Origin of the sequence: Sphingobacterium puteale (genome assembly GCF_050986225.1) — a bacterium.
In the GTDB taxonomy this organism is placed as follows: Bacteria; Bacteroidota; Bacteroidia; order Sphingobacteriales; family Sphingobacteriaceae; genus Sphingobacterium; species Sphingobacterium puteale.
The window spans coordinates 2711555-2736378 of sequence record NZ_CP158959.1 but is presented as its reverse complement, the minus strand read 5'-3'; the positions used below and the strand labels follow the sequence as shown (position 1 = coordinate 2736378).

The 24824-nt window shown below is 42.4% G+C and carries 25 protein-coding genes; 7 read left to right on the top strand and 18 right to left on the bottom strand.

Features of this window, described 5'->3' with window-relative positions; translation table 11 throughout:
• Positions 1 to 9 precede the first annotated feature (9 nt).
• The 16 genes from ABTV71_RS11445 to ABTV71_RS11370 all read right to left on the bottom strand — a co-directional run bounded on the left by ABTV71_RS11445 (position 10) and on the right by ABTV71_RS11370 (position 12909).
• Positions 10 to 843 carry a hypothetical protein gene (locus ABTV71_RS11445; protein WP_433903289.1) on the bottom strand — a complete coding sequence of 278 codons (834 nt, stop codon included), beginning with the start codon at positions 841 to 843 and terminating at the stop codon, positions 10 to 12.
• Positions 844 to 867: 24 nt separating this feature from the next.
• Positions 868 to 1404 carry a hypothetical protein gene (locus ABTV71_RS11440; protein ID WP_433903288.1) on the bottom strand — a complete coding sequence of 179 codons (537 nt, stop codon included), beginning with the start codon at positions 1402 to 1404 and terminating at the stop codon, positions 868 to 870.
• 16 nt (positions 1405 to 1420) lie between these two features.
• On the bottom strand, positions 1421 to 2254 hold the full coding sequence (traN, locus tag ABTV71_RS11435) for a conjugative transposon protein TraN (protein ID WP_433903287.1): 834 nt from the start codon (positions 2252 to 2254) through the stop codon (positions 1421 to 1423).
• A 30-nt stretch (positions 2255 to 2284) separates the two neighbouring features.
• Complete coding sequence (traM, locus tag ABTV71_RS11430; RefSeq protein ID WP_433903286.1) at positions 2285 to 3535, bottom strand: conjugative transposon protein TraM; 1251 nt, start codon at positions 3533 to 3535, stop codon at positions 2285 to 2287.
• A gap of 289 nt (positions 3536 to 3824) precedes the next feature.
• Positions 3825 to 4442, bottom strand: coding sequence for a conjugative transposon protein TraK (traK, locus tag ABTV71_RS11425; protein ID WP_433863904.1), 618 nt, complete (start codon positions 4440 to 4442; stop codon positions 3825 to 3827).
• Positions 4443 to 4540: 98 nt separating this feature from the next.
• Positions 4541 to 5530: a conjugative transposon protein TraJ gene (traJ, locus tag ABTV71_RS11420; RefSeq protein WP_433903285.1), complete on the bottom strand. Its 990-nt coding sequence runs from the start codon at positions 5528 to 5530 to the stop codon at positions 4541 to 4543.
• Between the two features lie 10 nt (positions 5531 to 5540).
• A complete protein-coding gene (locus tag ABTV71_RS11415) occupies positions 5541 to 6179 on the bottom strand; it encodes a TerB family tellurite resistance protein (RefSeq protein ID WP_433903284.1) in 639 nt (212 codons plus the stop codon).
• 21 nt (positions 6180 to 6200) lie between these two features.
• Complete coding sequence (locus ABTV71_RS11410; RefSeq protein ID WP_433903283.1) at positions 6201 to 6845, bottom strand: hypothetical protein; 645 nt, start codon at positions 6843 to 6845, stop codon at positions 6201 to 6203.
• Between the two features lie 34 nt (positions 6846 to 6879).
• Positions 6880 to 7314: a hypothetical protein gene (locus ABTV71_RS11405; RefSeq protein ID WP_433903282.1), complete on the bottom strand. Its 435-nt coding sequence runs from the start codon at positions 7312 to 7314 to the stop codon at positions 6880 to 6882.
• A 4-nt stretch (positions 7315 to 7318) separates the two neighbouring features.
• Complete coding sequence (locus tag ABTV71_RS11400; RefSeq protein ID WP_433903281.1) at positions 7319 to 8017, bottom strand: conjugal transfer protein TraI; 699 nt, start codon at positions 8015 to 8017, stop codon at positions 7319 to 7321.
• Complete coding sequence (locus tag ABTV71_RS11395) at positions 8014 to 10560, bottom strand: TraG family conjugative transposon ATPase (RefSeq protein ID WP_433903280.1); 2547 nt, start codon at positions 10558 to 10560, stop codon at positions 8014 to 8016. The genes ABTV71_RS11400 and ABTV71_RS11395 overlap by 4 nt, the downstream gene beginning before the upstream one ends.
• On the bottom strand, positions 10557 to 10895 hold the full coding sequence (locus tag ABTV71_RS11390) for a DUF4133 domain-containing protein (protein WP_433903279.1): 339 nt from the start codon (positions 10893 to 10895) through the stop codon (positions 10557 to 10559). The genes ABTV71_RS11395 and ABTV71_RS11390 overlap by 4 nt, the downstream gene beginning before the upstream one ends.
• A complete protein-coding gene (locus ABTV71_RS11385) occupies positions 10892 to 11719 on the bottom strand; it encodes a hypothetical protein (protein ID WP_433903278.1) in 828 nt (275 codons plus the stop codon). The genes ABTV71_RS11390 and ABTV71_RS11385 overlap by 4 nt, the downstream gene beginning before the upstream one ends.
• Positions 11720 to 11726: 7 nt before the next feature.
• A complete protein-coding gene (locus tag ABTV71_RS11380; RefSeq protein WP_433903277.1) occupies positions 11727 to 12119 on the bottom strand; it encodes a hypothetical protein in 393 nt (130 codons plus the stop codon).
• A gap of 11 nt (positions 12120 to 12130) precedes the next feature.
• Positions 12131 to 12457, bottom strand: a complete 327-nt coding sequence (locus tag ABTV71_RS11375) for a DUF4134 domain-containing protein (RefSeq protein ID WP_433863894.1) — start codon at positions 12455 to 12457, stop codon at positions 12131 to 12133.
• Positions 12458 to 12489: 32 nt separating this feature from the next.
• Complete coding sequence (locus ABTV71_RS11370; protein WP_433903276.1) at positions 12490 to 12909, bottom strand: hypothetical protein; 420 nt, start codon at positions 12907 to 12909, stop codon at positions 12490 to 12492.
• Between the two features lie 529 nt (positions 12910 to 13438).
• On the opposite strand from ABTV71_RS11370, the gene ABTV71_RS11365 reads away from it, so the two are divergent.
• On the top strand, positions 13439 to 14491 hold the full coding sequence (locus tag ABTV71_RS11365; RefSeq protein ID WP_433903275.1) for a ComEC/Rec2 family competence protein: 1053 nt from the start codon (positions 13439 to 13441) through the stop codon (positions 14489 to 14491).
• A gap of 38 nt (positions 14492 to 14529) precedes the next feature.
• Positions 14530 to 15207, top strand: coding sequence for a hypothetical protein (locus ABTV71_RS11360; RefSeq protein ID WP_433903274.1), 678 nt, complete (start codon positions 14530 to 14532; stop codon positions 15205 to 15207).
• A gap of 38 nt (positions 15208 to 15245) precedes the next feature.
• On the opposite strand, the gene ABTV71_RS11355 is transcribed toward ABTV71_RS11360, so the two are convergent.
• Both ABTV71_RS11355 and ABTV71_RS11350 read right to left on the bottom strand, forming a co-directional pair.
• A complete protein-coding gene (locus tag ABTV71_RS11355) occupies positions 15246 to 16094 on the bottom strand; it encodes an RteC domain-containing protein (RefSeq protein WP_433903273.1) in 849 nt (282 codons plus the stop codon).
• Positions 16095 to 16364: 270 nt separating this feature from the next.
• On the bottom strand, positions 16365 to 17246 hold the full coding sequence (locus ABTV71_RS11350; protein ID WP_433903272.1) for a LytTR family transcriptional regulator DNA-binding domain-containing protein: 882 nt from the start codon (positions 17244 to 17246) through the stop codon (positions 16365 to 16367).
• A gap of 87 nt (positions 17247 to 17333) precedes the next feature.
• Between ABTV71_RS11350 and ABTV71_RS11345 the strand changes: the two genes are divergently transcribed.
• The 5 genes from ABTV71_RS11345 (at position 17334) to ABTV71_RS11325 (ending at position 24807) form a co-directional block, all read left to right on the top strand.
• A complete protein-coding gene (locus ABTV71_RS11345) occupies positions 17334 to 17678 on the top strand; it encodes a hypothetical protein (RefSeq protein WP_433903271.1) in 345 nt (114 codons plus the stop codon).
• Positions 17679 to 17809: 131 nt separating this feature from the next.
• Positions 17810 to 18451 (top strand): RNA polymerase sigma factor, encoded by a 642-nt coding sequence (locus ABTV71_RS11340; RefSeq protein WP_433903270.1) that lies wholly within the window; start codon positions 17810 to 17812, stop codon positions 18449 to 18451.
• An 81-nt stretch (positions 18452 to 18532) separates the two neighbouring features.
• The gene (locus tag ABTV71_RS11335; RefSeq protein WP_433903269.1) at positions 18533 to 19696 is read left to right on the top strand and encodes a FecR family protein; all 1164 of its coding nucleotides are present in this window, start codon (positions 18533 to 18535) and stop codon (positions 19694 to 19696) included.
• 131 nt (positions 19697 to 19827) lie between these two features.
• A complete protein-coding gene (locus ABTV71_RS11330; protein WP_433903268.1) occupies positions 19828 to 23409 on the top strand; it encodes a SusC/RagA family TonB-linked outer membrane protein in 3582 nt (1193 codons plus the stop codon).
• A 3-nt stretch (positions 23410 to 23412) separates the two neighbouring features.
• Complete coding sequence (locus ABTV71_RS11325) at positions 23413 to 24807, top strand: RagB/SusD family nutrient uptake outer membrane protein (protein ID WP_433903267.1); 1395 nt, start codon at positions 23413 to 23415, stop codon at positions 24805 to 24807.
• Positions 24808 to 24824 lie beyond the last annotated feature (17 nt).

Sequence of the window (24824 nt, the reverse complement as noted above, 5' to 3'; positions counted from 1 at the left end):
TATCTATCTTTATCTTGACAAGCCTTTATTCTGTTTCGGTTTCCAGGCCACTTTCTGTGGCCCCTGGTTTACCCAGGGCTTTTTTTTTACATCGGCTGTTTGCTTTGCATCCTGGTTTTCTTTTTTTACCGGAGCGGTATCAATACTGATGCCATTAGCGTCCATAAAGTTGATTTTACCGCGACGGGCATTGAGTCCCAGGAAACCATCTTCTTTGACACCATTACGCTCCATAAAGATTTCGACCCTATGCGCATGCTGTAGATCCTTTGCCAGAGATTCAACAGAATCATATCCCTTTTTTGTTTCAAAATGGATTTCGGGATGCTCCAATTGATTTATCAGATCAAAAGGCCGCTTGGCATAATAGTTATCATGGTAAGTGTTGAGCTGCAGGTTACCATGGTCGTCAGTTTTCCCTTCCGGATCCAGCGATATATAGGCATTGAACCTGAATTGCTGTATCTGTTGCTGACCTTCAACTTGACGGTAGCTGATTATATTTTGCTTATAAAGTGCTACGTTCTGACCGTATTCCATCATCCTTGCTGCTTCCAGAACTTTAATTTTCCAGGAAGGCTTAATCGAGATTTGAGCTATGACCTCCTCTCCTTTCATCAGTGTCGCCTGGCATCGGTTAAAGAAATATCGATCTTCGTTTGGATGCTTCTCAAAGGCAAGTTGGCAAAGAATGCTTTTGTCTTCCTCCAAACGTTGTGCATAATGTAGGACAAAATCCATTTTGCCTTCTTTCATTTGCCGCTCTAAATCCGGGAAAATAGAGGGATCAAAGCCCCGGATTTCCAGACTTGTTTTTAAGTCTTCAAAATTTTCTACTTGCATAATATTGTCTCTTCAAGTTTTTAATTACATGGATGGTCCATGGTTACGTTGTTGCTCATTCTGATTCCGTGCGCCAAGATCGGCCCCGTACCGTTTTTGATTTAAGCTGTTTGCTTGCTCCTCGGTAGTACTTTGCGAGGAAGGTGGTTTTAAGCTACCTTTCTGGAGGTTTTGCGGAATGCTGATTTTCGTATTGATGATACGCTGATCACTTGCCAACTTTACTCTTTCCACTTCTTTGTTATAGAAAAGCAGGTTGTCCACACCTTTTGAAACCAGGTAGAATATCCGGCTCAGCAGTCCCGGATAGAGGGAACGAACCAATGATCCGCGTTGAAATTTCATTACCGTCATCAGCGCCTGTTCATCCTGGGTCAAGCCCGCTCCGCTATATAATCTTATCATCTGGTTATACTGCCGCAACTTCATATTGCGAAAACGACGGCTCTGCAGATCTTTTTGGCTGAGCTGCTTTGAAAAATATTCCTCCAGCCGGCTCCATTGTCCGAAATCATTAAACAGTGTTTTTGAGTTTCCTTGTTTTTCCAGTGTATATTCCATAAAACAGGTATTGATATCAATATGAAAATGCCTTCGCTTTTAATAGCTGCTTTTGAGATAACTTACATTCTAGATTCCTGTCTCCATTCGATTCCGAAAGCGCCATTACCAAGTTCTTGTTTTCGGCAATAGTAAATTTCGCGAAAGCAACGACGATGGATTGTCCATTTGCATCTTCAGGCTTGCCTTTGAATTGGATATAGATGGGCTCAATTTCAGTATCCTGGATAGCAGTCCTTTTAGCCCTGGACCGGTCCCTTATTGAAAAGCGTGGTTCATAGGCATTATAACCGATATGGGTATCATTGCAGAGGTTATAGCGAAAGAAAAGCACGTCGTCCTTTATATAAATGGATTCCAGTTTTATTTTCAGGCCATTTGCCTTTGCCTTTACACCGGTAACAAAGGGAGCAGCGCCCAGCATTGTTGCGGCGTAACTTTCAATTTCTTTTTCATTAAGAGAAACCCCTTTAAAGCTAGCCTTGGTCCTGTAAGGCAATTTTGAAACATCAATGGTCAGCTGAGATGGAGCTGGATTATAAGTGACGTTAAAGGAATAAATTTTCCCGTCAGAGGTAACTACATGCAGTGTACTTTCCTGCATGGCACTATCTACCGCTTTTACCTTAAGCAGGTTGCTTACTTTGGCAACGCGTTCGGCAGAGATCGACCCATCTCCCCTGTCTCCATCTTCTATCGGTGCCGGAAAAATGAGCAATGTAGTTTTATGGGCGCTTATCTGGAGCGGGTAAGAACCCGCGATATCGACCGCTCTAACTTTTTGCTGACAGAATGCTGTCAGGCTAAAAATGGATAATAGTAGTGCGAAAACAAATTTTAAGTTCTTCATTGTTGTTTTTATTTTTTATTAAACGATATACTAATTCGTGTCGCCACCTACCAGCAATATCTGCAGACCAGCATTTACAGTGGCTTTAATAAGTTTCACCTTTTTAGAAAAAAGGCTTTTGGCTGCCTCGATGCCTGCGCCAGCCGCCTGAGCGCCTATGGAGGGATCAAGGCTCATGAGCTGCATACTTTGAACTGCCCGGTCCGCTCCATCTTTGGCTGCATCCCTGGTAATTGCTCCGGGAATACGGATGCCGGGCATGGCGTCGAGTCCATACACTTTGAGCTCAACTGGAAAATGGCGGTTACCCAACCTGATACCGGTGATAGCAACCATGAGCCTTTCCCCTTCAAGCATACAAGAACCGTATATAGGGGTTCCTTTCGGAATTTGGAAACCGGCGATATAGATTTCTTCCGCCAGTTGCATTTTAAGACTCGAACCGGAAACGACAGTCTGGGTTTCCGCTACGATGGCTGTAATCGACCTGATATCGATACTGTCGCGCGCCGTATTTGCATCCAGACCGAAAAAGGCACCTGTCTGCCTGACTTTTGTTAAGTTAAGTGCTGTGGCTGCAGAATAGGCATTGCCGGAAACCGGAACCGAAAGAATTTCTGTTTCCTTACCTACAGGCAAGATTCTTCCTCTTTTTTCATGGGTATAGTCCTTAAGCCGCTGACGGTAGCGTTCCGGGTGCTGGATGTCGAGCACGCGTTCCAGCATACCGTTGAGCTGGTCCAGTTCTGCGTCCGGCTGCTGGCTATCCCCGGTCGCATTGTTAACCATTTGCTCGATACGTTGCAACCCAGCAGATGACTGGAAATCCTTTTCCGGTTCGTTCCTATAAAAACCCGAACTGCCATAATCGGGTGGGGCTGGCTGGCGCATAAGCCGCTCCAGGTCGTCCAGCCTTTGCTGAAGCCGTTGTTGCTGCATATCCTGGTCCATTAGATTGCTGCCGGAAGCACCGGCGTTGTTCCAATCACCGTTCCAGGAAAACACGCCGCTGGAGGCGACGGTAGTATCAGGCTTTAAGGATTCATTTATTGCCGTATCACCACCGTTGCTCTGATAAAGGCTCAGCTTGTCCTCGTTTTTATTTTTAAGCTGAGCATCGGGCAGATCAGTATTGATACCGGTAAGTTTTTGTTCAGGCTCAGGCTGGCTTCTTCCGCCACCTAATGCCCAAAATCCCAGCGTTGTAAAGGGTAGGGTGATAAGAGGCAGCACCAGGAGCAATTTGCGAAAGCGCAATTGTTTTTGTGTCATATTTTTCATTTTGATTGTTTAAATTTTTATTCCTTATAGAGGCCATGAGTCCTTTCCATATTGACTCTTTATCCGACGATAGCGAAAACAAGTATGTAGATACAGTACAGTAACCAGAGGATCCCGATAACCGACAACACGCAATTACGAATCCTGATAGAAACTAAAGACTGCCATTGGGCGAGCTTTTTTGCTGCTGATACCTGGAGGGTCACAATCCTATGAGCGATTGACTTAGCTACTTTTTCTTTTAATGGATTGGAAGTGGGCCGTCTGGCTTTTCTAAAAAATCCCATAACTACCGGTTTTGAAGTTCTATATCCCTGTTGTCGACGATTCGCCAGCGCTCTACCAGAAAACCATGCGAATTATTATCGGAGCGGCTTACATTACGCAGCGTTCCTTCGGTGATGAGCGTCCGGGAAAGGATCGCAGTTGGCCGTATTATTTTTTGTTTGCCGAAATACCTGAACCGGAAAGGGTATTGCTCAAAATCTATCTGAATACTGTCCGCTTCTACATTCTGGCTCACATTTCCGCTGATGATGGAATTATAATAACCGTTCTCTTTCAGACCCCGATATTGGCTTGCAGCAGAACCATCGGCTAGATATAGCGCTTTGGACATATTGCTTTCAATAACTTTATCATCCGGATCAAGGGTAAAGAAGTAATGGTGAAACATCTTGATGTGATCTTTGGCTTCCACGGCAACATTATCTTTCCTTTCCCCTGCAATAGCCTCCAGGGCTTTACCATTGGACAGGACATATACTCTTTCTTCTGCTTTGCGGACCATGCGGTAGCTTTCATAGACCGTGAAAGCACAGAGTATCGTACTGGCAACGACCACGACGTAAGTAAATAGTTTTACGTGCCGGAATGCTGATTCTATATTGCTGAACTGTTTGAACATTTTTTACTGAATTTTAAACTCGAGGTCACATTTTTTAGGCAATAAGAGTCCCTAACAGGTTTTTGCCTGTTTGAAAAACATTCTGAATTGCCTAGTTTTTAAATAAGTGCTTTGGCGGCTACGGTCGCGGCTGTTTTTGCATAGTTATTTACTTTGTGCAGCAAGGTGTCTCTACTCCCTGCCTGGACAATATAGCCCGCGACATTCGGCACTGTGGTATATCCGACAATAGCGATGACCATAAAGATGAGATACGCCGTTGTACTCATAAAAGACTGGTCCATGTTGATCATATTCTCCAGAATTTTAGAGCAGATGGCACCGAATATATTGGCTACCGGCAACCACATAAAAACATGGATAAACCGTGCAAACCAGCTGGACAAGCTATTCTGAAATCCGTCGAAGACCGATAGCCCAAAGACGATGGGGCCTATAATCGCCAGCACAATAAGGTAAAAAGTTCTGATAGTATTTATACACAGGCTTGCGGCTGCGTAAAGTATATTTAGGATCTCACTGATCATGGTGCCGATCATATGCTTGATAGAAAATTTGCTAAAGACGGATTTCAAGCCTGAGAAAAAACCGTCTTCGGATGCCCCATTCGGTTGCTCATACTTTTCTAAATCCTCTGGACCTGAATCCGTAATTACACCTTCGTCAGCCTTCGTCGCTTCTTGCTGCTGATAGAGAATATGTTTCGCTATGGCTTTGTGAGAATCCTTTGCCATTTGCCGGGTGCCAACTTCAAGAGGCCGAAGTACTCCCATCATCAGCGAAATAATAAACGGATACAACATAATGGCCATGCCTATGGCAAATGGTCGGAGTAGCGGAAAAAAATCAATAGCTTCTGCAGCAGCTATATGCTTCCATACCCTTAATCCAATATACCAGAGTGCGGCAAAACCAGCAATTGCACGAGCCACGTCGATGAGGTCTTTGCATAAGGGCATCATCTCATCGAATAGCTTTTCAAGTATAGTGTTGAAGCTGTAAATTCCATCTCCCAGCACCTGGGCTTGCACCCAATTCGGCAAAAGCAGTGTGCATACAAAAGTTATAATCAAAATTTTATTTTTCATGGTAGTAAGGTTATGGCCTAAGCCCCGTCATTTTTTCAAGTTTCTTTAGTTCTTCAATTTTGTTCCTGCGGGCTGATCCCAGTTGGTCGGTTTTAGAGGTAAAGCGTCTTAACTGGACGACTTTTGCTTGCATATCATCAAATATGCTATCGATAGCGCGTAACCGTTCATCATCGGACATGCGCATGTTGTTAGCTGTAATGACCATAACCAGTTCATCGAGGTTACCAAGGCTTTGGTCAAGCAGACCATCAAGAACCCTGCTTAGGTAATCAAGTTCCTTCGCATTAAAATAACTGCCGGATTGATAACGTTTCAGCGCGGCTTTGCTTTGGGAAAGGATTTCTGCCTGATACCGGATAATGTCGGCAACCTTTCGGTACCTGGCGATTTCGGGATTTACAAGCCAAAGGCCATTCAGGAATGTTCTGTGCAGGCTGAAGTTACCCTCAGAAATATCTCGAATCGTTCCATAACCTTTGCTCACCAGGTCGTAACCCTTTTTCATGTCTTTTAGGATCTGTTTAAACTGCGCCAACTTTTCAACATTGAGGATCAACTGAGTCACCTCCGCCGATTGGGCGGAAACAAGGTGTAGCTGCAGACTGCAGCAGATTGTTATCAATAAGAATTTGATATGCTTTCTCATAGTATATTATTGTAGCGCGGATTATAGTCCATACATTTTTTTTAAAATTTTCGACTCCTCAATTTTTTGTTCCCGTTGAAGGATCGTTTGTTTGAGGCTATTGCTGAATTTCCGCTGCTGACTGTATTTATGTTGAATACTGTTATAAACAGCTTCTATCCTTTTGATCCGCTCAGCTTCTTCGAGTTCCAGGCTTCCATCGGTAAGCAGCGTTTTAAGGTCCTGGAGGTCGCCATCTGCATCTACCGCAATATTGGCGTACCAGTTTTCATATTTTTTCTTTTCCCCGGTGGCTATGAATTCTTTTCCAGAAATTATCTTTTCCATTTGTCGCCGGTCCTGATCCATCTGGTTTCGAATCTTTATGATTTCTTCCGCTTTGCTTTTCTGTTTCAGCTCAGGGCTTACGATCTTGAGCCTGTTAAAAAAATCGGCATGCAGATTCCATTCCCCCCTGGTTATGGTTCCGATCAGGTTTGTTCCGTCCTTTACGATCCCGTATCCTTTTGACAGGAAAGACTTATAAGCTTCCAGTGCAGCGATCTGTTCGATAAGGTATCTCTTTTGGGTTTTCTTCTGGTTGAACCACTCCCCAAGAGTTTGGGCCTTTAGAGACGGGCTGCAATAAAGCAGCGGGATGATTATAATGCACAATAATTTTTTCATGTCGTAACTGTTTTATTATTTATCATTGCTATCCTTACGGCCTCCGTTTCCCCTTCTTCAAAAAATCCCAGGATTTTGGTTTGGGAAACATGCCTTCCAGCGTCTGCGCCCCCGGCATCTCCCTATTGCTACGCAAACGGAACTCATGGGTAAGCTTGTCTTTGAGATTTATTACCTCCATTTTATGAACCTTGAATCCTTCCTGTTTATCGAAGTCCATATGAAAGCGGCAGAGGATATTCCTGCTGTAGGGTGCCCAGGTTTCCAGCTCAAAACCTTGCGAACTCGACAATTCCCTTTTTATAGTTGCTGCGAGGTATCGGTTAAGGCAATCGTTTAGCTTTCCTGTAAATTTTGGTTGGCCGCTTTTGGGCATGGTAATAGTAAAGCTGTTCCTATATCCATACTGCCTTAATAGATTAGCCATATCCCTCACTGCTTTTTCCAGGTCTATCGGTTTTTGTTCCATTCTGTCAAGGGTTAAGTCCATATATCTTTCTGATCTGTTCGGCTTCCTGGCTGCTCTTTGCCCTTGCCAGGCTGAGCCGGAAGTTATGATCGCTAAAACTGCGCAGTACAGCAACGTTCTTATCGAGTTTTGCTGCGATAGCGGAAATAAATTCCAGCCGCTGCCCATCGGTCATCTGGGTACGGAAGGCATTGACCACCATTGCAAGCTGTTCAATGTTCTTTAAGCTCTCATCCAAAAGGCCATTGTAAACGCGGTACATGTATTCTATTTCCTGAGCGGTAAAACGGCGGTCCGACTTCAGTAGGTTCCATGCACGTTTATATTCTTCGACGAGATCTAACTGCCGCTTAATGATCTGTTTTACTCGGTTCCAGGTAGCGATAGAGTTTTTGATTTTCCATAGTTCCTGGAAATAGCTGTCATATTGGGCGCGCTGCTTCTCGGTCCATTCAGAAATCTCTTTCAGTTTCAGCTTGGACATGACATTTTCCAGTTCCTTTTGAGCGTTCTGGAGCCAGATTACCTTATTCTGCTGGCGCTGGATCTGGAGGTCAACGGCCTTGATCACTTTTTTTATCCCTGCTTTAATGACTTCGATAATGGCAAGCGGCAGTACAGCCTCTGCTTTCTTAACCGGCCCTATAGTAATGCTTACCATGAGCACTACAGTGAGTGCAATTTTTAAAGATTTTGTTCTCATGCCCTTAATAGTTTATGCTGTGCGTAATACTCGGCAGCAAGGACCCGGAGCGCTTTTTCAATGCTGCCATATTGCTCGATATAACTTTGCAGTTTCAACTTTTCTGTCTGTTCGGTGGTATAAGCAAAATACTCCTGCGGGCTGGGCTCGTAGCGATATACCTTCATCAACTGATTGCCCAGTTCGATATAAACTTCCCGGTAATTGCAATTTTTCTCATTTGCCCTGTTAATCGACAGTACCAGGTCCCTGCCTTTATCTGTCATGCCCAGCACTTGCTGTATCGCCTCGAATTTGTTCTGGAATTTTTTCATATCCAGGATGATCTTGCAATCGGCATTGTTTATGATCGCTTCCTTGATGATCGGCGAGCTGATGATATCGTCAATTTCCTGGGTCACGGTAATGGCTTCCCCGAAATATTTACGGACGGTCTTATAGAGATATTTCATAAATTCAGCCATACCTGACTTGGCTATCGCCTTCCAGGCTTCCTCTATGACGATTACCTTTCTTATGCCTTTTAGCTTTCTCATCTTGGAAATAAATAGCTCCATAGTGATCATCGTCACAATACTAAAAAGGATGGCATGGTCTTTAATATTATCAAGTTCTATGACCACGAATGGCTGGTTGAGAACATCCAGGTTTTCCCTGGCATTGAGTAAATAGTCAAACTCGCCACCCCTATAAAATGGCCTGAGCACATATAGGAAGTTGGCCATGTCAAAATCCCGATCCTTTACCTTGTCAGCTTCCAGCTCTTTTACAAAATGCTCCTGTAGAAACTCATAAAAGGAATCAAAGCATGGAAATACATCTGTGTTGTTTTCCAGGAATTCATAATACGATTTCAGCGCATTTGAAATAGCCACATATTCGCTTCTGCGGTAACGCTCGTCGCTTTGTTTCCAGAGCGCAACCAGCAGTGATTTGATACTCTCCTTTTTCTCCGTGTCCAGCACTTCTCCGGGTGGTAAATAAAAAGGATTGAACCTGATGGGGTCTTCCTCGCTATAGGTAAAATAATAGCCGTCCACCAGCTTGTTCAGACCGAGATAACTATGACCAACATCTACCACGACACAATGGGCTCCTTGCTGCAGGTATTGATAAAGCATCGCCGACATAAACATGCTTTTGCCAGAGCCTGACCCACCAACAACTATCTTGTTGCGGTTTTGAGTGATCCCTTTCATGGGTTCATCCGATATATCGACGTGCAGGGGAACGCCGGTGAGCCTGTCTCCCAACCTAATACCAAATGGGCTGTTGGAAGACCGGTAGGCAGTTTCCATGTTCAGAAAACAGCTGCAGGGCTCCGCAAAAGATTCAAAAGTGTCATTTTCCGGTAGATCGGCAGCATTGCCAGGGATACCTGCCCACCAGAGCTGAGGAGCGCCATCGGTTTCCTGGTGGGGAACAATATTCATCTTTGCCAGTGCCGATGCTGTCAGGTTCTGCATTTCTTTTACCTGCGAAGGCTCATCTGTCCAGCATAGCACATTAAAATGGGCACGAATGGGCGTCCTCGCTTCGGAGATTGCCTCGTTCAAAAAGTCCTGGGTCGCGTCTCTGCCAATAGCATTCTCTCTGCTATAGGCTGAAAGGGACTGCAGTCTCCTGCGTTTACCTTCCAGCCTTTTATAGGTAGCTGCAGGGTCGCCGATAACCATATACTGGTTGTAGATATGATTGGTAGGAAGCAACAAGCCAACCGGAGTAGCGAAACCGACACTAAAGCGGGTTCTATCCGTTGAATAGGGATCATAATGGATCCTTGGTCCTACGGCTCCTGGCAGATCTTCAACATCTGCCATAGAATATAGGCGACAGGCTTTCGTACCTACTTTCCATTCCGGCTTGAAGGAGACTTCGCTTAGTTCTGGCCCATATTGACCACCGCCCAGATACAGATATTTTTCCAATATGCCGGGGGCAGCCTTTGAGCCGACGATTTCCTGTTCAGTAAGCTGTTCCAGCTGAACAAGGCCTCCGTCGCTAAGGATACGCTTAAACTGGCCGATCACTTCCAGTAGCTTTTCCATGCGTTTGGTATCTTTAAGCTCTGGAGGCACAATATTTTTGCGGAGTAGGGTAGACAGTGCAGAGCTCGACGGCTTACGGTCCGGCCCTTTAAGGGTGATCATCAAATAACAGTCATGGCTCAAAAAAGGCCGTTCGTTAAAGAACTGATCGCTGGCCTGCATGATCAGGTTATCGTCCTTGTACCGGGGTTTGTATTTACTTTTAATAAACCAGTCCTGCTTATGGAGTACGCTGCCAAAAGGAAGCACCTTAATTGCTTTGAGCCAATTGTGATGCAGGCTGTCGTACTCATCGCTTGATAAAGAAAATATTTCGGGTAAGGTAACCTTGAAGGCTACTGTTACATCTCCTTTCTTAGATAGAATACAGTCATTTTCAACTTTCCAGATGGGCAGTACCTGTTCCATGTCTGCGCCGCTATCCGAAGGTGGCTTTATCTGTAACAGGACTGCTGCCAGAAATACCGCAGCTATAATAAACAACACCGTCATCATTCCTCACTCTTTTTTAATTGTTCAAAAATCCGTTTCCTGTTCCTGGAGTAAATAACGGTAGGTACCTTTTTCAGCGCCATGGCTTTCATAAGCCCATACTGACCATATTTGGCATTGAGGCGGTACACTATCCCAAACAAACCCGATCCGCACATAAGGACCGCCGGTATGCCAAAGTACAGAGGTACCCCCGCTATATATATTATGGAGAATCCCACCAGCAAGGCAAGAAGGCCGATTGCCAGTATGATTATATATTGTCCTTTTAGCCCGCGAAATTCAATCGGCCTGTTAATTCCTTTATTGATGGAATAATTAATCTCCTTTGGCATCATAGTCCCCTCCTCTTATTTTTAGCTTTAGGGCTCTCAACCTGTTTATTCTTGGCCTGGTTGCCGGAAATTATTTCTGGTATGCAGGTTTGATCCCATCGCAGTACTGCAGCTTCCAGGTTGTTTCTTTGTGGATACTCGTTGAAGAATCCCATCAAGCCCGTTGCATTCCAATCGATCTTTTCTATGTCTTCTTTGCGGCCCATAGGATATCTGGATGAAAGCCCTCCCATTTCGCTATGTCTCATGGCAAAGCCAAAAGGATCCAGTACATGATCGATGGGGATTTCCACAGGTAGGACATTTTTAGGTATAGCCTGTATGTTTTCATCCCAAAGAACAACTTCATGCTTCTTAGTATGATAAAGGAATTGATATACCGTCCCCGATGGATCAATATCGAGTTCGCGCAATACAATGCCCATAGTTGAAAAATCATTTACCGGACGAAGAAGACCCAGTCTCAAATCGACAATGAAATCTTGGTCATGAATTTTAAAAACCGGCAGTTTGCCACCAACGCGTTCTTCCAATATTTTTTTATTGAATTTTAGGTCGCGATCCTTTGCCGGCAGGCTTTGAGGTTCAATTCCATATTTTTTGGCCATGCCTTCAGGGTCAAGTTGAACCATAAAGGGGATGATGTGCCGATGTGTACCTTTTCCGCCAGCTAATTTACCGTCAGCATCAAAATTGAACGCGTAACCTTCCGGCACTTCTTTCATATCCTGGAATCTGAGAATACAATTTCTGCTCGGCGATTCTACAAGCCGGTTATTGTCTATATCGACGATATATTCAGTATTTGAAATTTTAAGAGTTTTCATTTGGCTTTTATTTTTTATGCGCTGATTCCTTAACTTTCTTGTCCTTGATTGCCAGGGGCTTTGTTTGCGCCACCAATGCTTTCGGACTGACAATTTTATTGCCGCAGAGTACTTCAAAGGGAATATCGTATCGCATCGCAATGCCTTCGGGATCCAGTTCCATAAGTGCCTCAATGATCACCCAACAGTACCGATCCGGATCTTCCATGACCACAGATTTTTTTTGTGGTACGTTCTTATTTTGCAGATCATAAAGGAAGCGGTAACCGTTTCCTTCCTGGTCGAAGACCTGGAAAGGAATCCTGTTTTTAGGATTGCCTTTTTCAATAAGGGCTTCCCTGAAAGCATCTACTTCGAACAGTGTGCCCCGGATATCTACGGTTGAAAGTCTTCTGCCCATGACGCTGGTTTTTATACGTTGAAAAATCCTTTTAATACAGTTGCCACAACTACTAGAAATATACAGGCGCCAAACCATGAGGAAGCAACTTTTGCAGTATCCTGTTCTCCGTTGCTCCATTTATTATACACCTTTACCGCTCCTACCAGTCCGACGATTGCCCCTATTGCATATACAAGGTCCACTCCAATGCTGAAGTATCCCTTCACCTGATTGGTAGCATTGGTAATTCCGGTGGCACCCGTCCCTCCTTGTGCAAATGCCTTGCTGATTGAAATGGCAGTCATAATCAGGACCGCGAAACATTTGTCCAACACTTTTCCCATTCTCTTTTTCATTCTGTTCACGTGTGTTATTGTTATTGAAATATTTATTGATCGATATCAGGGAAACAGTTTTCGATTTCCGGGTCGCTTAATTTAAATCCACATAGATTAGATGCTTGTGTAGCGATTAGCAGTATCAAAGCATCCTTATGATCGGCAATATATTCCCGGTCATAACCGGCCAGGAAGGAACGGATTACTGCAAGCAGCTCAGTACGGTCACCACCTTTTCCGAAAACAGCAAGGAGTTCCTTGACTTCTTCCAGTTTCTGCTGCAGTACCTGGGTATGAGAGGAGGAAGTAGTAGATGATTGGAATTGATGCTTGGTCCCTCTGCGCAGCAATTTTTTCGTAAATACGGAAACTTCGCCCCGGAAAAAGAGCAGGATTACGGTCAGGTAGTAAATGCAGGTTACTATGGAAACTGCATACAGATACATCTGCCAGGATATTGATTTGAACATAGTGCTTTTCGTTTTCGGCAGGATCCATTTCCTGTCCGTTTACGAAAGCAAAATTGTCCAGATGGCGAGACGAAAAATGATACTTACGAGGTAGCTACCTAAAATTTATTTCCCCAACACCGAAAATTATTGCCATAATGACATTAAATATATGGTCTTACATGACAATTATATTATTTTAAAATAGAGTAAATAATTAATTAACGGTCAATATGACACAGATGTCATTGTTTGTAAATATTTAGCTACAGAAATAACCCGTTTTCCTGAAATTATAAATGGTTAATTAATCGTGGCAACCATTTTGATCCAATTCAGTTGATAATTATTTCTGCAGAAAACGTTAATTATCATGTTACTAACTAAGAATTTTATAAGGAGTGCAATTAATTCATTTCTTAAAATTTTCTGATCATGAAACCTAAAGATCCAAGCATCTTCTGGTCATTTTATTAAAATTAAAGATGGGTATACCGGCTAATGCTCGCGGTCGTTATTGCCTTTATTTTTTGCGGGCTTAACATTTTATATGAATAAACAAATACAAATTGATTTTTTACCGGTAGACAGCGGAGAAAAGAGTGGCGATGCTATTGCATTTCGTTATGGCGATTTTTCTGACCGCAGGTTATACCAGGTAGTAATTATTGATGGAGGCACGAAGGATTCAGGAAACCGTCTTGTCGAGCACATCAATGAGTTTTTTGACACTAATCATGTAGATCTTGTTGTGTGTACGCATCCTGATGGGGACCATGCTTCAGGTCTGAGGCAGGTGCTCAATCAATGTTCTGTGGGGGAGTTATGGATCCATAAACCTTGGGAGCATTCAGAACATGTTCGGGATCTTTTCCATGATGGCCGGATTACAGATAATAGTCTCAGTGAAAGACTGCAGAAGGGATATACTTATGCTCATCAGCTTTGTGAGATTGCTAATGAAAAAGGAATTGCTGTCAGGGAGCCATTTGCAGGAAGGAAAAGTGATGATGGTGCAATAACTGTTTTAGGACCTACTATTGATTACTACAGAGAATTGATACCTGAATTCGCCAGAAGTCCTCAAGCTAAGGATACGTTATTTGAGAAAGCATTTAGCGCTTTTGAATCAGTTGTCAACTGGATAAAGGAAGGATTACACATAGAAACATTAGGTGAAGATGGGGAAACATCCGCCGAGAACCGTTCTAGTGCAGTTCTCCTTCTCGAATTTGATGGCAGAAAGTATTTATTTACAGGTGATGCTGGTATAGATTCTTTCAAAAAAGTTATCGCGTTTTGCGATCAGGAATATATTGATATTTCAGAAGTTCACTTTATGCAAGTTCCACATCATGGTAGTAAAAGGAATATTTCTCCCTCTATACTGAATAAAATCAGGAGTGAAATCGCATATGTATCTGTATCGAAAGACGCTGATCCAGCAAAACATCCTTCAAAAAAGGTTACAAATGCTTATACGAGGCGGGGAAGCAAAGTATACACAACCTCAGGTAATATAATGACCCACTTAAGGAATGCTCCTAGAACTGGGTGGTCTTCGGTTGCTTCGCTGCCATTATATGAGGAGGTAGAAGAATAGTTATGGATAGATATAGCAGAACAGCACGGTTATACCCGATGATTATTTTTTATTTACCCTTGATTGTTGTGGGAGCGCTAGTTACATTCTGGGACCTGGATAAGAATATCCATTTTACAGTGCCGTTTGGGGTTATGGGTGTGTTGGCATATTTCGCTGCCCAAATTGGTAGGGATGGCGGAAAGCGGAAAGAAAAGAAACTTTGGGAAGATTGGGGCGGCGCCCCAACTACCCAATTGTTCCGTTGGAGCGATGGACATTTCGATAGGCACACCAAAGGACGCAATCATCAAAAAATGCACAGCCTATGTCCCGTAGGTCACTTAACGGACGAGCCGTATGAGCGCTCGAATACTATTTTAGTAGATGAGGCATACCGAGCTTGGACCGGTCATATAATAAGCAATACTAGGGATACAAATAAATATCCTCTTATCTTCAAAGAGAATATGGCATACGGTTTCCGCCGTAACCTTTGGGGGCTGAAAACAGTATCTATATTTTTGATCGGAATTTTAGCATTAGCTACGTATGGCTTTTTTGGTTTTAAAGCAGGAGTATGGACAGTGGAGACCTATCCCCAGGTGTTTTTTATATCTGAAGGGTTCTTACTTCTTTGCCTAATTTGCTGGTTGCTTATTATCAGAAAAAATTGGATTAAAATCCCTGCATTTGCTTATGCGGAACGGCTACATGAAGCTATTGGACAATTATAATAAAAGCCTTCTGGTACTTAAACCAGAAGGCTTTTTTATTAAGAGAATCTCGGATTTTCATCACTTTCGTCCATTCTTCTTAATAAACATTCGCTTAAATAACTCATGAACTGCGCCCTGTCTTTTTTCTTTATCCTCATCCGCTGGAAATAAGGATAATAATGGGTAACCTCTGTATGTAAGAATTCTGAGAGGATAAGAAACAACTGCTTTACATGGATCTTACCATGATTGATAACCCCGCTACTGGCAAGGGCGTAAACCAATTCGATGAGCTGCGCCTTTGTACCGGTCCACCTTAATCTATGTGTCTGCTCCAGTCCTCTTTTCTCTCCTTCACCGTTTTTCAAATTGACAATACTATTTTGAATTTTTGCCGCCAGTTTTTCAAAAGCAATAAATTTTGCAAAAAGGGAACTATAAGCGGTAGATATTTTACTGTCCAGTTCGGGGTTCTCTTCTACTGAGAGCAACTTTTCGTCCGGGTACCGTACAAAGAGCTGCCCGTCATGTAACTTCAGCTGTTGCTTGTAATATTTGTACAGTTCTTTATGCCGCTCGAAAAAATTATTGATTCGCTTTAGCTCCTTTTTCAAGAACCTGATCTGCCATTTTTTTCCAACCGGAAAATTGGATTCAAGAAAGAAGACCTCGTTCCAAAAAATATATTCGGCATAGAATAATGGACGTTGTTCCTTAAAGAACCGGATCTCGTCTTCTATGGATTGGAACTCATATTTACGGACAAAGTCGTTGAGCAGTTCCATTGTTTTATTGAGACAATCCTTATTGCGGTTTGCCAATTCAAGATCGTGTTCTGATTCCTTAGAGATGGCGTGCATCGACACCTCCATATTTTGCTGTAAGTCTATGAGAAATTGATTCATAATTCGATTATTTAGTTTAGAAGGCAGTGTGCACCCTGCCGGCTTTGATCCAAAATTAGGCGCCTGGCAGGGGTATCTAAAATCTTTATCAATCAGAAAAGTCCGAATTCAGAATAATGGCTTCTGAATTCAGATTATGAGCAATTACTTCATTTAAATAAGAAGGGTGGGGCGATACTGCCCGTAAATTTTACCTTAAATTAATGGTGTTATAATATGAATCCGGTAAAAGGGACCTTGAATTCAGCGATAGGCTTATTGAATTCGGCATTATCGGATGATCCAGTTTTTAAAAGCGCTGACTTTCGTCTCGCTGACCAAAACAGGATCTGACGGAGCGGGTAGCAATCCCAATGCCAACCTTGGGCCATCGGTAGGTCTGAACTCCTTGCAACTGCTAAAGCTGATAATCATCTGGCGGTTGATTCGAAAAAAAGCAGATGGAGCAAGACTGGCTTCCAGCTCATCGAGCGAATGGCTGATCTCAAATATTTCGCCATCATATTTACGCAGGTAGTTCTGTTTCTGTTCCCGAAAAAAATAAGCGATATCAGAAGTGTGTACCGGAATACTTTTAAGGGGGGTCTGAACAAGAATTACACTTCTATACTGTTCCTGAAGGGATAGACTTCCCTCCTGCTCAATTTGCGGTGTTGGTTTAGAAATATCCTCCTTAATTTCTGTACTATCGCGAGGCCAGAAAGATACGACCAGGTAATATAAAAAGTAATAGATATTGGCCAGGAAGATAAAGAGTAAAATCACCGGGAAGTCACTGTCAAAATATGGTGTATCGCGGATATCGTGACCGTACATACTAAAATACACCCATGCAAGCAGTACTGCAATTGCGGCAGGAGGCGCTAGACCAAGAGCAAGTTGTGCTGCTATCCGTTTATTTGTATCCAGGAACCAATCGAGCCTGGCATCAAGGTACCGGGTTATCATCCAGATGTAGTACAGTACCAGGAAAGCAATCACAAAACTTGCAATCATAGCATTGTAATAATCAAAATGCCTGATTATTTTTCCTATATCCTCATGGTCACCGTAGACCACGATAAAATGGGCTCCTACCAAAGCAAGAATTACCCTTTTAAAAACATCATTATACGCGGGGCGATTTTCATTCGTATAAACCCTGTTTTCCATAATCGTCTATAATCGTTCTTACCTAACAAATATTAAAGTTAGTAAATATTTATTATATTAGTTACTTTAAATTCAACATGTTAAGATATGGAACAGGTCTATTTTACCCCCGTTGGAATAGCGTTAAAACAACATGAGCTGTACGGCCTTGACGACAATCTGCTCCAGGAGCAGGCCATGTTTCTAAGATCAAATATCATTGCTTGGGCACAACAACATTTTGTTCTAAATGACCAGCAGCTGAACTGGTTATTTCAGCAGGACTCCAGTTTCACGGTCGATTTTGCTGTAACGATTTCGAATGGGCTTCTTGGGCGGTATGATTTTGATATTCGTTTTGGCGGCTCCGAGATATGGAAGAGTAAGCGTATCGACGCCAAAGCAGATCTGCCTTTCAAAAAGATTAAAATTTTTGTGGAGCGAAAAAACTGAGCCGGTCTACATGCGTCGCGAGAACTCGTCTGCCATTTTTGTTATAAAGCCGGTTGCATAGAAAATTAAATGTTTGTTTTTGGCCCCATCAACCGTTTTGCAGCATTTTTTTCTTGCATCCGGTCACAAAAATGACCACATTAGACCCACCAAGAGACTTAAAGATGAAGATGCAGGCATTAGAAATGGAAGCGGAGCGCACCATTCTCGAACAACTCAGGGCGGGGAACTATGAAGCCTTTGAACAAATTTATGACCGCTATAGCCCTAAATTAACCGGCAACCTGATAAGGCTGCTCAAAGATCGTGACCTGGCGGCAGAATGCCTGCAGGAAATATTCGTCCGCCTATGGGAACATCGGGGAAGCATTGATCCTGAAAAATCCATCAAAGCCTACTTGTTCCGTATTTCAGAAAATATGGTATATGATATATTCCGGAAGGTAGCAAGAGATGAAAAGATGCGAGCCCATTTTATCTCCTTTACCACGGAGGCTTATGACCATATTGAAAAAGCCCTATTCGACCAGGAAGGAAGACAGCTTCTGTATGAAGCCATAGATAAATTACCGCCGCAGCGAAAAAGAGTGTACAGCATGTGTAAATTGGAAGAGAAAAGTTATAAGGAGGTTGCCGATCTACTAGGGATTTCCCAGGCAGCGGTAAACGACCATGTGACCAAAGCCAATGCATTCCTCAAAGATTATTTCTCAAGCCATCCTTCGTTACCCATACTGATCCTGGCCTCTCTGTTGTACAATAGCCTTTCTTGAAAATAAAAAAATAAAAAATTATACCGCTCAGCTATTGATTTCTCCCAATAGTGCGTAAAGGCTATAAAAAAGGAGAAAGCTGTGGACAATAACCAAATCCAATACCTATTCGAAAAGTACCTAAAAGGTACTATAACCGGGCAAGAGCTTGGCACTCTCCTTGACCTATTTAATGCCGAAACAGTTGACGAAGATCTGATGGCAAAGATCAGGTCTACGCTATCCGAAGAGAATTTACACAATAATGCCCAGGTCGAAGAAATAACCGGAAATGTAAAGGAAATCCTTTCTATCCAATTACGTCCCAGACCAAAAGCAAATGTTCTTTGGATCTACCTTTCTACCGCAGCTGCAATATTATTGGCCCTTGCCATAGCGGTCTTTTACGTTTTTGATCAGCAGCAAAAGAGTGCAGCTCCAACGACTACCGCCCAACAAGTTGAAATTCATCCTGGCAGTGATAAAGCAGAGCTTATTCTTTCCGACGGCAGCCAGGTCTCACTTTTTGATAAAGGTTCGCTACAAAAAAGCAAAGATGGTATTGCGAGCCTAAAAGATGGAACATTAACCTATGGACAGCAGACAAGGGAAGCTGCCCTGCAAAACGATGGATTTAATACCGTAAGGGTTCCAATGGGCGGCCAGTTCAAGGTGGTACTTGCCGATGGCTCCAAAGTGTGGCTGAATGCAGGTTCCTCCATTAAATACCCAGTCTCCTTTGGTATCACTTCACGCCAGATAGAGCTTACCGGTGAGGCCTACTTTCAAGTTGCAAAAAACAAAAAATTACCGTTCACAGTAAAGTCCACAGATATGGAGGTGACTGCTCTGGGAACAGAATTTAATTTCAATACCTATTCCAATGAGCCTTTCGGCGCCGCCACATTATTGGAAGGCTCCTTAAGGATTCTTAACAATCGATCACAGAAGACCGTCATCATAAAACCTGGCGAGCAAGCTATTGTCAACGGGGATGAGCTTCGGGTGCTGCAAGTTAACGGTGACGATTACGCGGCCTGGAAAGACGGTCTTTTCGTGGTCAACAAAGCAAACCTTAACCTATTTCTCAGACAAGTCGCTCGATGGTATAATGTTGAAATAGATATCTCAAAGGATCGAGAAATAGGAACCGTCTCTGGTGAGTTTCCGAGGGACATCCCTATTGGTGACCTGATCAAATCATTGAGGACAACAACAGGCGTAAAACTAAAAATCGAAGGAAGGAGGATTGTAGAAGAAAAGTAAAGCAAGTTTCATATGTGTTTATAGACCTGGCAAAATAAAGAGCCGGAAGTTAGCGCTTCCGGCTGGTGCCAGGCAAAAACAAGAATACCGTTCAAAGCAAACTAATTTTTATTACCTAACGAATCAAATTTATGAATTCTAAAATTCAAAGGAGAATTGTGCACGATAAAAAGTGTAACAATGTCTGGAACCCAGCCATACCTGATAAATACGGTCTGGCGAGATGGCTTCGATTTATCTTCTTGGTTGCGCTGCTCCTATTACTATACTTTGCAGCCTCGGCTCAAAAGATCACAATTGTAGCCAAAAATCAACCGCTTAAAGAAGTCTTGCAACAGTTAAGAAAGCAAAGTGGATATGCCTTTATTTTTAGCGATCAACTTATGGCAAAATCCAATCCTGTCACCATAACTGCAAAAGAGAAAGAATTACTGGAGGTTTTACGACAAATCTTTACTAGCCAACCTATGAATTTTGAGATGAACGGAAAAGTAATAACCGTCATTGCAAATAATTCGATGCAGCAGCCTAAAAGTAAAAGCAAGAGACCAATTAGGGGGCGCATTATTGACAGCTTGGATCAACCACTGGCAAACGTTACGGTAAGGATAAAAAATTCGGACCAGGTTACCCGTTCAGATGAAGCCGGAGCTTTTTCCCTTGACGATGTACCAGAGAGATCAATAATTGCTTTTAGTTTATTAGGGTATGGCGGCCGTGAAATAAGTGAATTTCATGACGGAATAATTGTCACCCTAAATGCCGTTCAAGGCATGTTAACTGAAGCTGTCGTAAATGTCAATACCGGCTATCAAAGTATTCCCAAGGAGCGTTCTACAGGTTCATTTGTCGTAATAGATAGCGCATTGCTTAACCGACAGGTATCCACAAATATTCTCGATAGGCTTAATGGTGTCACTCCTGGTTTATTGTTTAATGGACGGAATTCTTCAGGCACTCTTTCAACAGGTGCTGATCAGAAAGATCTCGGTATAAATATCAGAGGGCGAAGCACAATTTATGCTAATGCAAACCCATTAGTTGTCGTTGATAATTTCCCTTATGAAGGCGATATCAATAACATCAATCCTAATGATATAGAATCCATAACTATTTTAAAAGATGCTGCAGCTGCTAGTATATGGGGGGCGAATGCCGCCAATGGTGTAATTGTATTGACCACAAAAAAAGGTAAGTTAAACGAACGATTAAATTTTTCGGTGAGCAGTAACGTTTCAATTATTAATAAACCCAATTTTAAAAAGGACCAAAATTATATCAACTCAAAAGACTTTCTGGGTGCAGAGAAGATTTTGTTTGACAATGGATACTATGACTATGACCTCACTGACACCTATTCTATGACACCCGTTACTCCTGGGGTAGGAATCTATGCCCTACTTCGGGATGGCAAGATCACTGCTCAGGAAGCCGACAAGCGCTTAAATGACTTATCAGCAAGAGATGTGAGAAGTGAAATTATAAAAGAATCTTATCGCAAGGCGGTATTGCAACAGTATTCTTTGTCGCTTCGCGGAGGAACCAAGAACTTTACCTATTCGCTATCTTCCGGTTTCGATCATAACCGCGACAACCTTCAACGAAACGGTTTAAGCCGCTTTACAGTCAATAATCTCAATACCTATAACCCTGTAAACAACCTTGAAATATCAACTGCTATAAATTACAGCCGAACAGAGGAAAAACCTAATAATAATCTTTCTGCCAATCTAAAAACAACTGATTTAGGAAACTTCAAAAATAACTACTTGTATCCCTATGCTACAATCATCGGTGAAAATGGAGAGCATTTATCCATTACAAAAGATTATTCAAAAGGGTTTGTGGAATCAGCAGTTGACAGGGGCTTTATGGATTGGTCCTATCGCCCACTTGATGAACTGGCATTAAGAGATTTCAAGATAAACAGGAACGACCTTTTAATGAAGTTTATGGCCGCCTACAAGATATTGCCATCACTTAAATTTGAAGTACAGTATCAGCATGAACAACAACAGTTGGATTATCGGGATTACAAAGACGCAAACACATACTATGTTCGCAACCTGGTTAACCGGTTTACCCAATTCGATAATGTAACAGGTGCAAAAACTTATCCATTACCACAAGGGGCAATCCTGAGTCTAAGTAAAAATAATTTATACGCGAATAATGGTCGTGCGCAGCTTTATTTTGATCAGACTTTTGGTAAGAGTATTATCAATGCCATTTTGGGTTACGAACTGCGTGAGCGTAAAACAGATGGTATAAATAGGCTGTCTTATGGTTATGACGAACAATTTGGCAGCTCCATAGACAATCTGAATTACAATATTGCCTATCCGAATAATCCAGGTGGAAGCTCCTATATTCCCGCGCCGGATGGAAGGGTGTTGGGATCGAACACACGTTACCTCTCACAATACTTCAACGCAGCTTACACTTATGACAACCTGTATGTACTATCTGTAAGTGGCCGAAGGGATGGTGCGAATATATTCGGAGTAAAAACAAATGACCGTATTACTCCATTGTGGTCTACAGGTATAAGCTGGAATGTAAACAATGAGAGCTTTTATAATCTGGAATGGCTACCAAAATTAAAGCTTCGCGCTACTTATGGCTATAATGGCAATGTTTACTATGGCTCTGCTTATCTATCAGGTGTTTATTCCATTGCCAATATCACAGGTAATCCTATGATCCAAATAAGAACAGCGCCGAACCCTAGTTTAAGGTGGGAAAAGGTCGGCAATCTTAATATTGGTTTGGACTTCGCTACCAAGGGTAACAGGCTTTCGGGAACGGTAGAATTATACAGAAAAAATGGTAGAGATTTGATTCAACCTACGTCGCTTGCTCCACAGACTGGTTTCACCACTTATATGGCCAATACTGCTCAAACAAACGCAAAAGGTATAGATCTGAATCTTACATCCCTAAATGTAAAAGGTATTTTTAACTGGAGCACGACGCTGTTGCTGAGCCTATACAAAGACAAACTTGTAAAGTATGATGCACCTCAGACCATAGGTACCATCAGGAATTATGGAGAAGTAACCGGTATCGCCGGGCGATCCATGTACGGTGTATATTCCTACAAATGGGCAGGGCTGGATCATGAAACGGGTAATCCAATGGGTATTTTGAATGGTTTGCCCAGCCAAGACTATACTGCTATACTAAACAATTTTAGTCCAGACTCACTTGTGTACCATGGATCTTCAAGGCCTACAAAATTTGGGGCTTTGAGGAACGATTTTCAGTACAAAGGGTTTTCTATAAGCTGCAATATCGTTTTCAAACTTGGTTATGTATTTAGGCGGCCGTCTACCGGTACTTACTATGCTAAGGTCGTGGAAAATCAGCCACATTTAGATTATGCATTAAGATGGCAGCAACCTGGTGATGAGGCGAAGACTACAGTACCTTCTATTTTATTGGAGCAAAATGAGAATCGAAATGCATTTTATAGCTACTCTGATATCCTTGTTGAAAGCGGTAATCACATCCGGTTACAAGATATAAGGCTAAGCTATTCTTTGCCGATTGAAGCAACAAAAGGGCTATTTAAAAACCTTCAGTTTTACAGTTACCTAAGTAATTTAGGTATTATTTGGAAAGAGAACAAAAAAGGAATTGACCCCGACACTTTTGGATTTAATTTACCAAACCCGTTTTCGATAGCTTTTGGTGTAAACGCAAAATTCTAAATCATGGAAAGAAAACTTACTTATTATACCCTATTTATATTTCTAGCCATTATAGGTTTTCAGGGTTGCAAACAAAAGGATTGGCTTGATGAGAAGCGGGATAAAAGCCAGGTACGTCCTGAAACAGTAAAGGATTTTCAGGCAATATTGGATAATGTATCCTGGATAAACGGAAGATTTACAAACGCAGGTATTGCAGCATCAAACAACGTCTATCTACTCGATAAGGATTATGCAACACTGCAACTTAGAGAGCAACAGATTTATTCATGGGGAATGAAACCTTGGGACAATACCAATGGCTCCTCAATGGAATGGGACTATGGCTATGCTATAATTGAGTATGCAAACATTGTTCTTGATGGATTGTCGGAGTTAAAGATCAGTGGACCTGAGGTTGAAAACCTGAAAGGCCAGGCTTATTTCTATCGTGCGATTGGTTTATATAATCTCACTACTTTATTCTGCAGGCAATATGATCCCGCTAACGCCGGCTCGGAACAGGGACTACCGATTCGATTAACTTCGGATGTAAACATAATCATACAACGGTCTTCACTTAAAGCGACAATGGACCAGGTTATTAACGATTGCGATGAAGCTATCAGTAGACTTGACGAAATCCAAAGTGTAACCACACGTCCCAGCAAGCCCGCAGCTTATGCTTTGCAGGCTAAAATACGCCTGAATAATGGTGATTATACTGGGGCGCTTACAAGTGCGGAGAATGCATTGAAAATTAAATCATCGATCCTCGATTTTAACAGCAGCCAGGTATCCTTAAATAACACTTACCGGTTCCCAGCAAATGGTATCGGTAATGAGGAGATCCTGTTTTTTGCATTTGCCACAATGAATGGAAATATTGTAAGACCAACAACGACGACAAAGGGTATAGTAGATTCTACACTTATAAAATCTTATGAGGATAATGATCTGCGCAAAACATATTTTTTTATCAAGTCAGGCACTACCTATAAGTTCAGGGGGAATTACACTGGGAACTTCAATAACTTCTCCGGCCTTGCAACAAATGAAGTCTACCTAATAAAAGCCGAGTGCCTGGCGAGAACTTCAAAAACCAATGATGCGATTTCCACCTTAAATACCTTACTAAAGAAGCGTTATAAAGCGGGAACATTTGTAGAGTTTACGGCCAGTAGTCCGGAAGATGCGATAAATCTTATCCTGCGTGAAAGGAGGAAGGAATTGCCTTTTACTGGTAATATTCCTTGGGAGGATATTCGTAGACTTAACCTTGATCAAAAGAGGCAGACGACCCTATCCAGGGTAATAAACGGGCAAACCATTACGCTTACTCCTAATAATGCCCGCTATGCATTACCCATTCCTGATGCTGAGATCAGGTTGAGCGGAATTGAACAGAATACTTACTGAAAAATCTAAAGAATTGA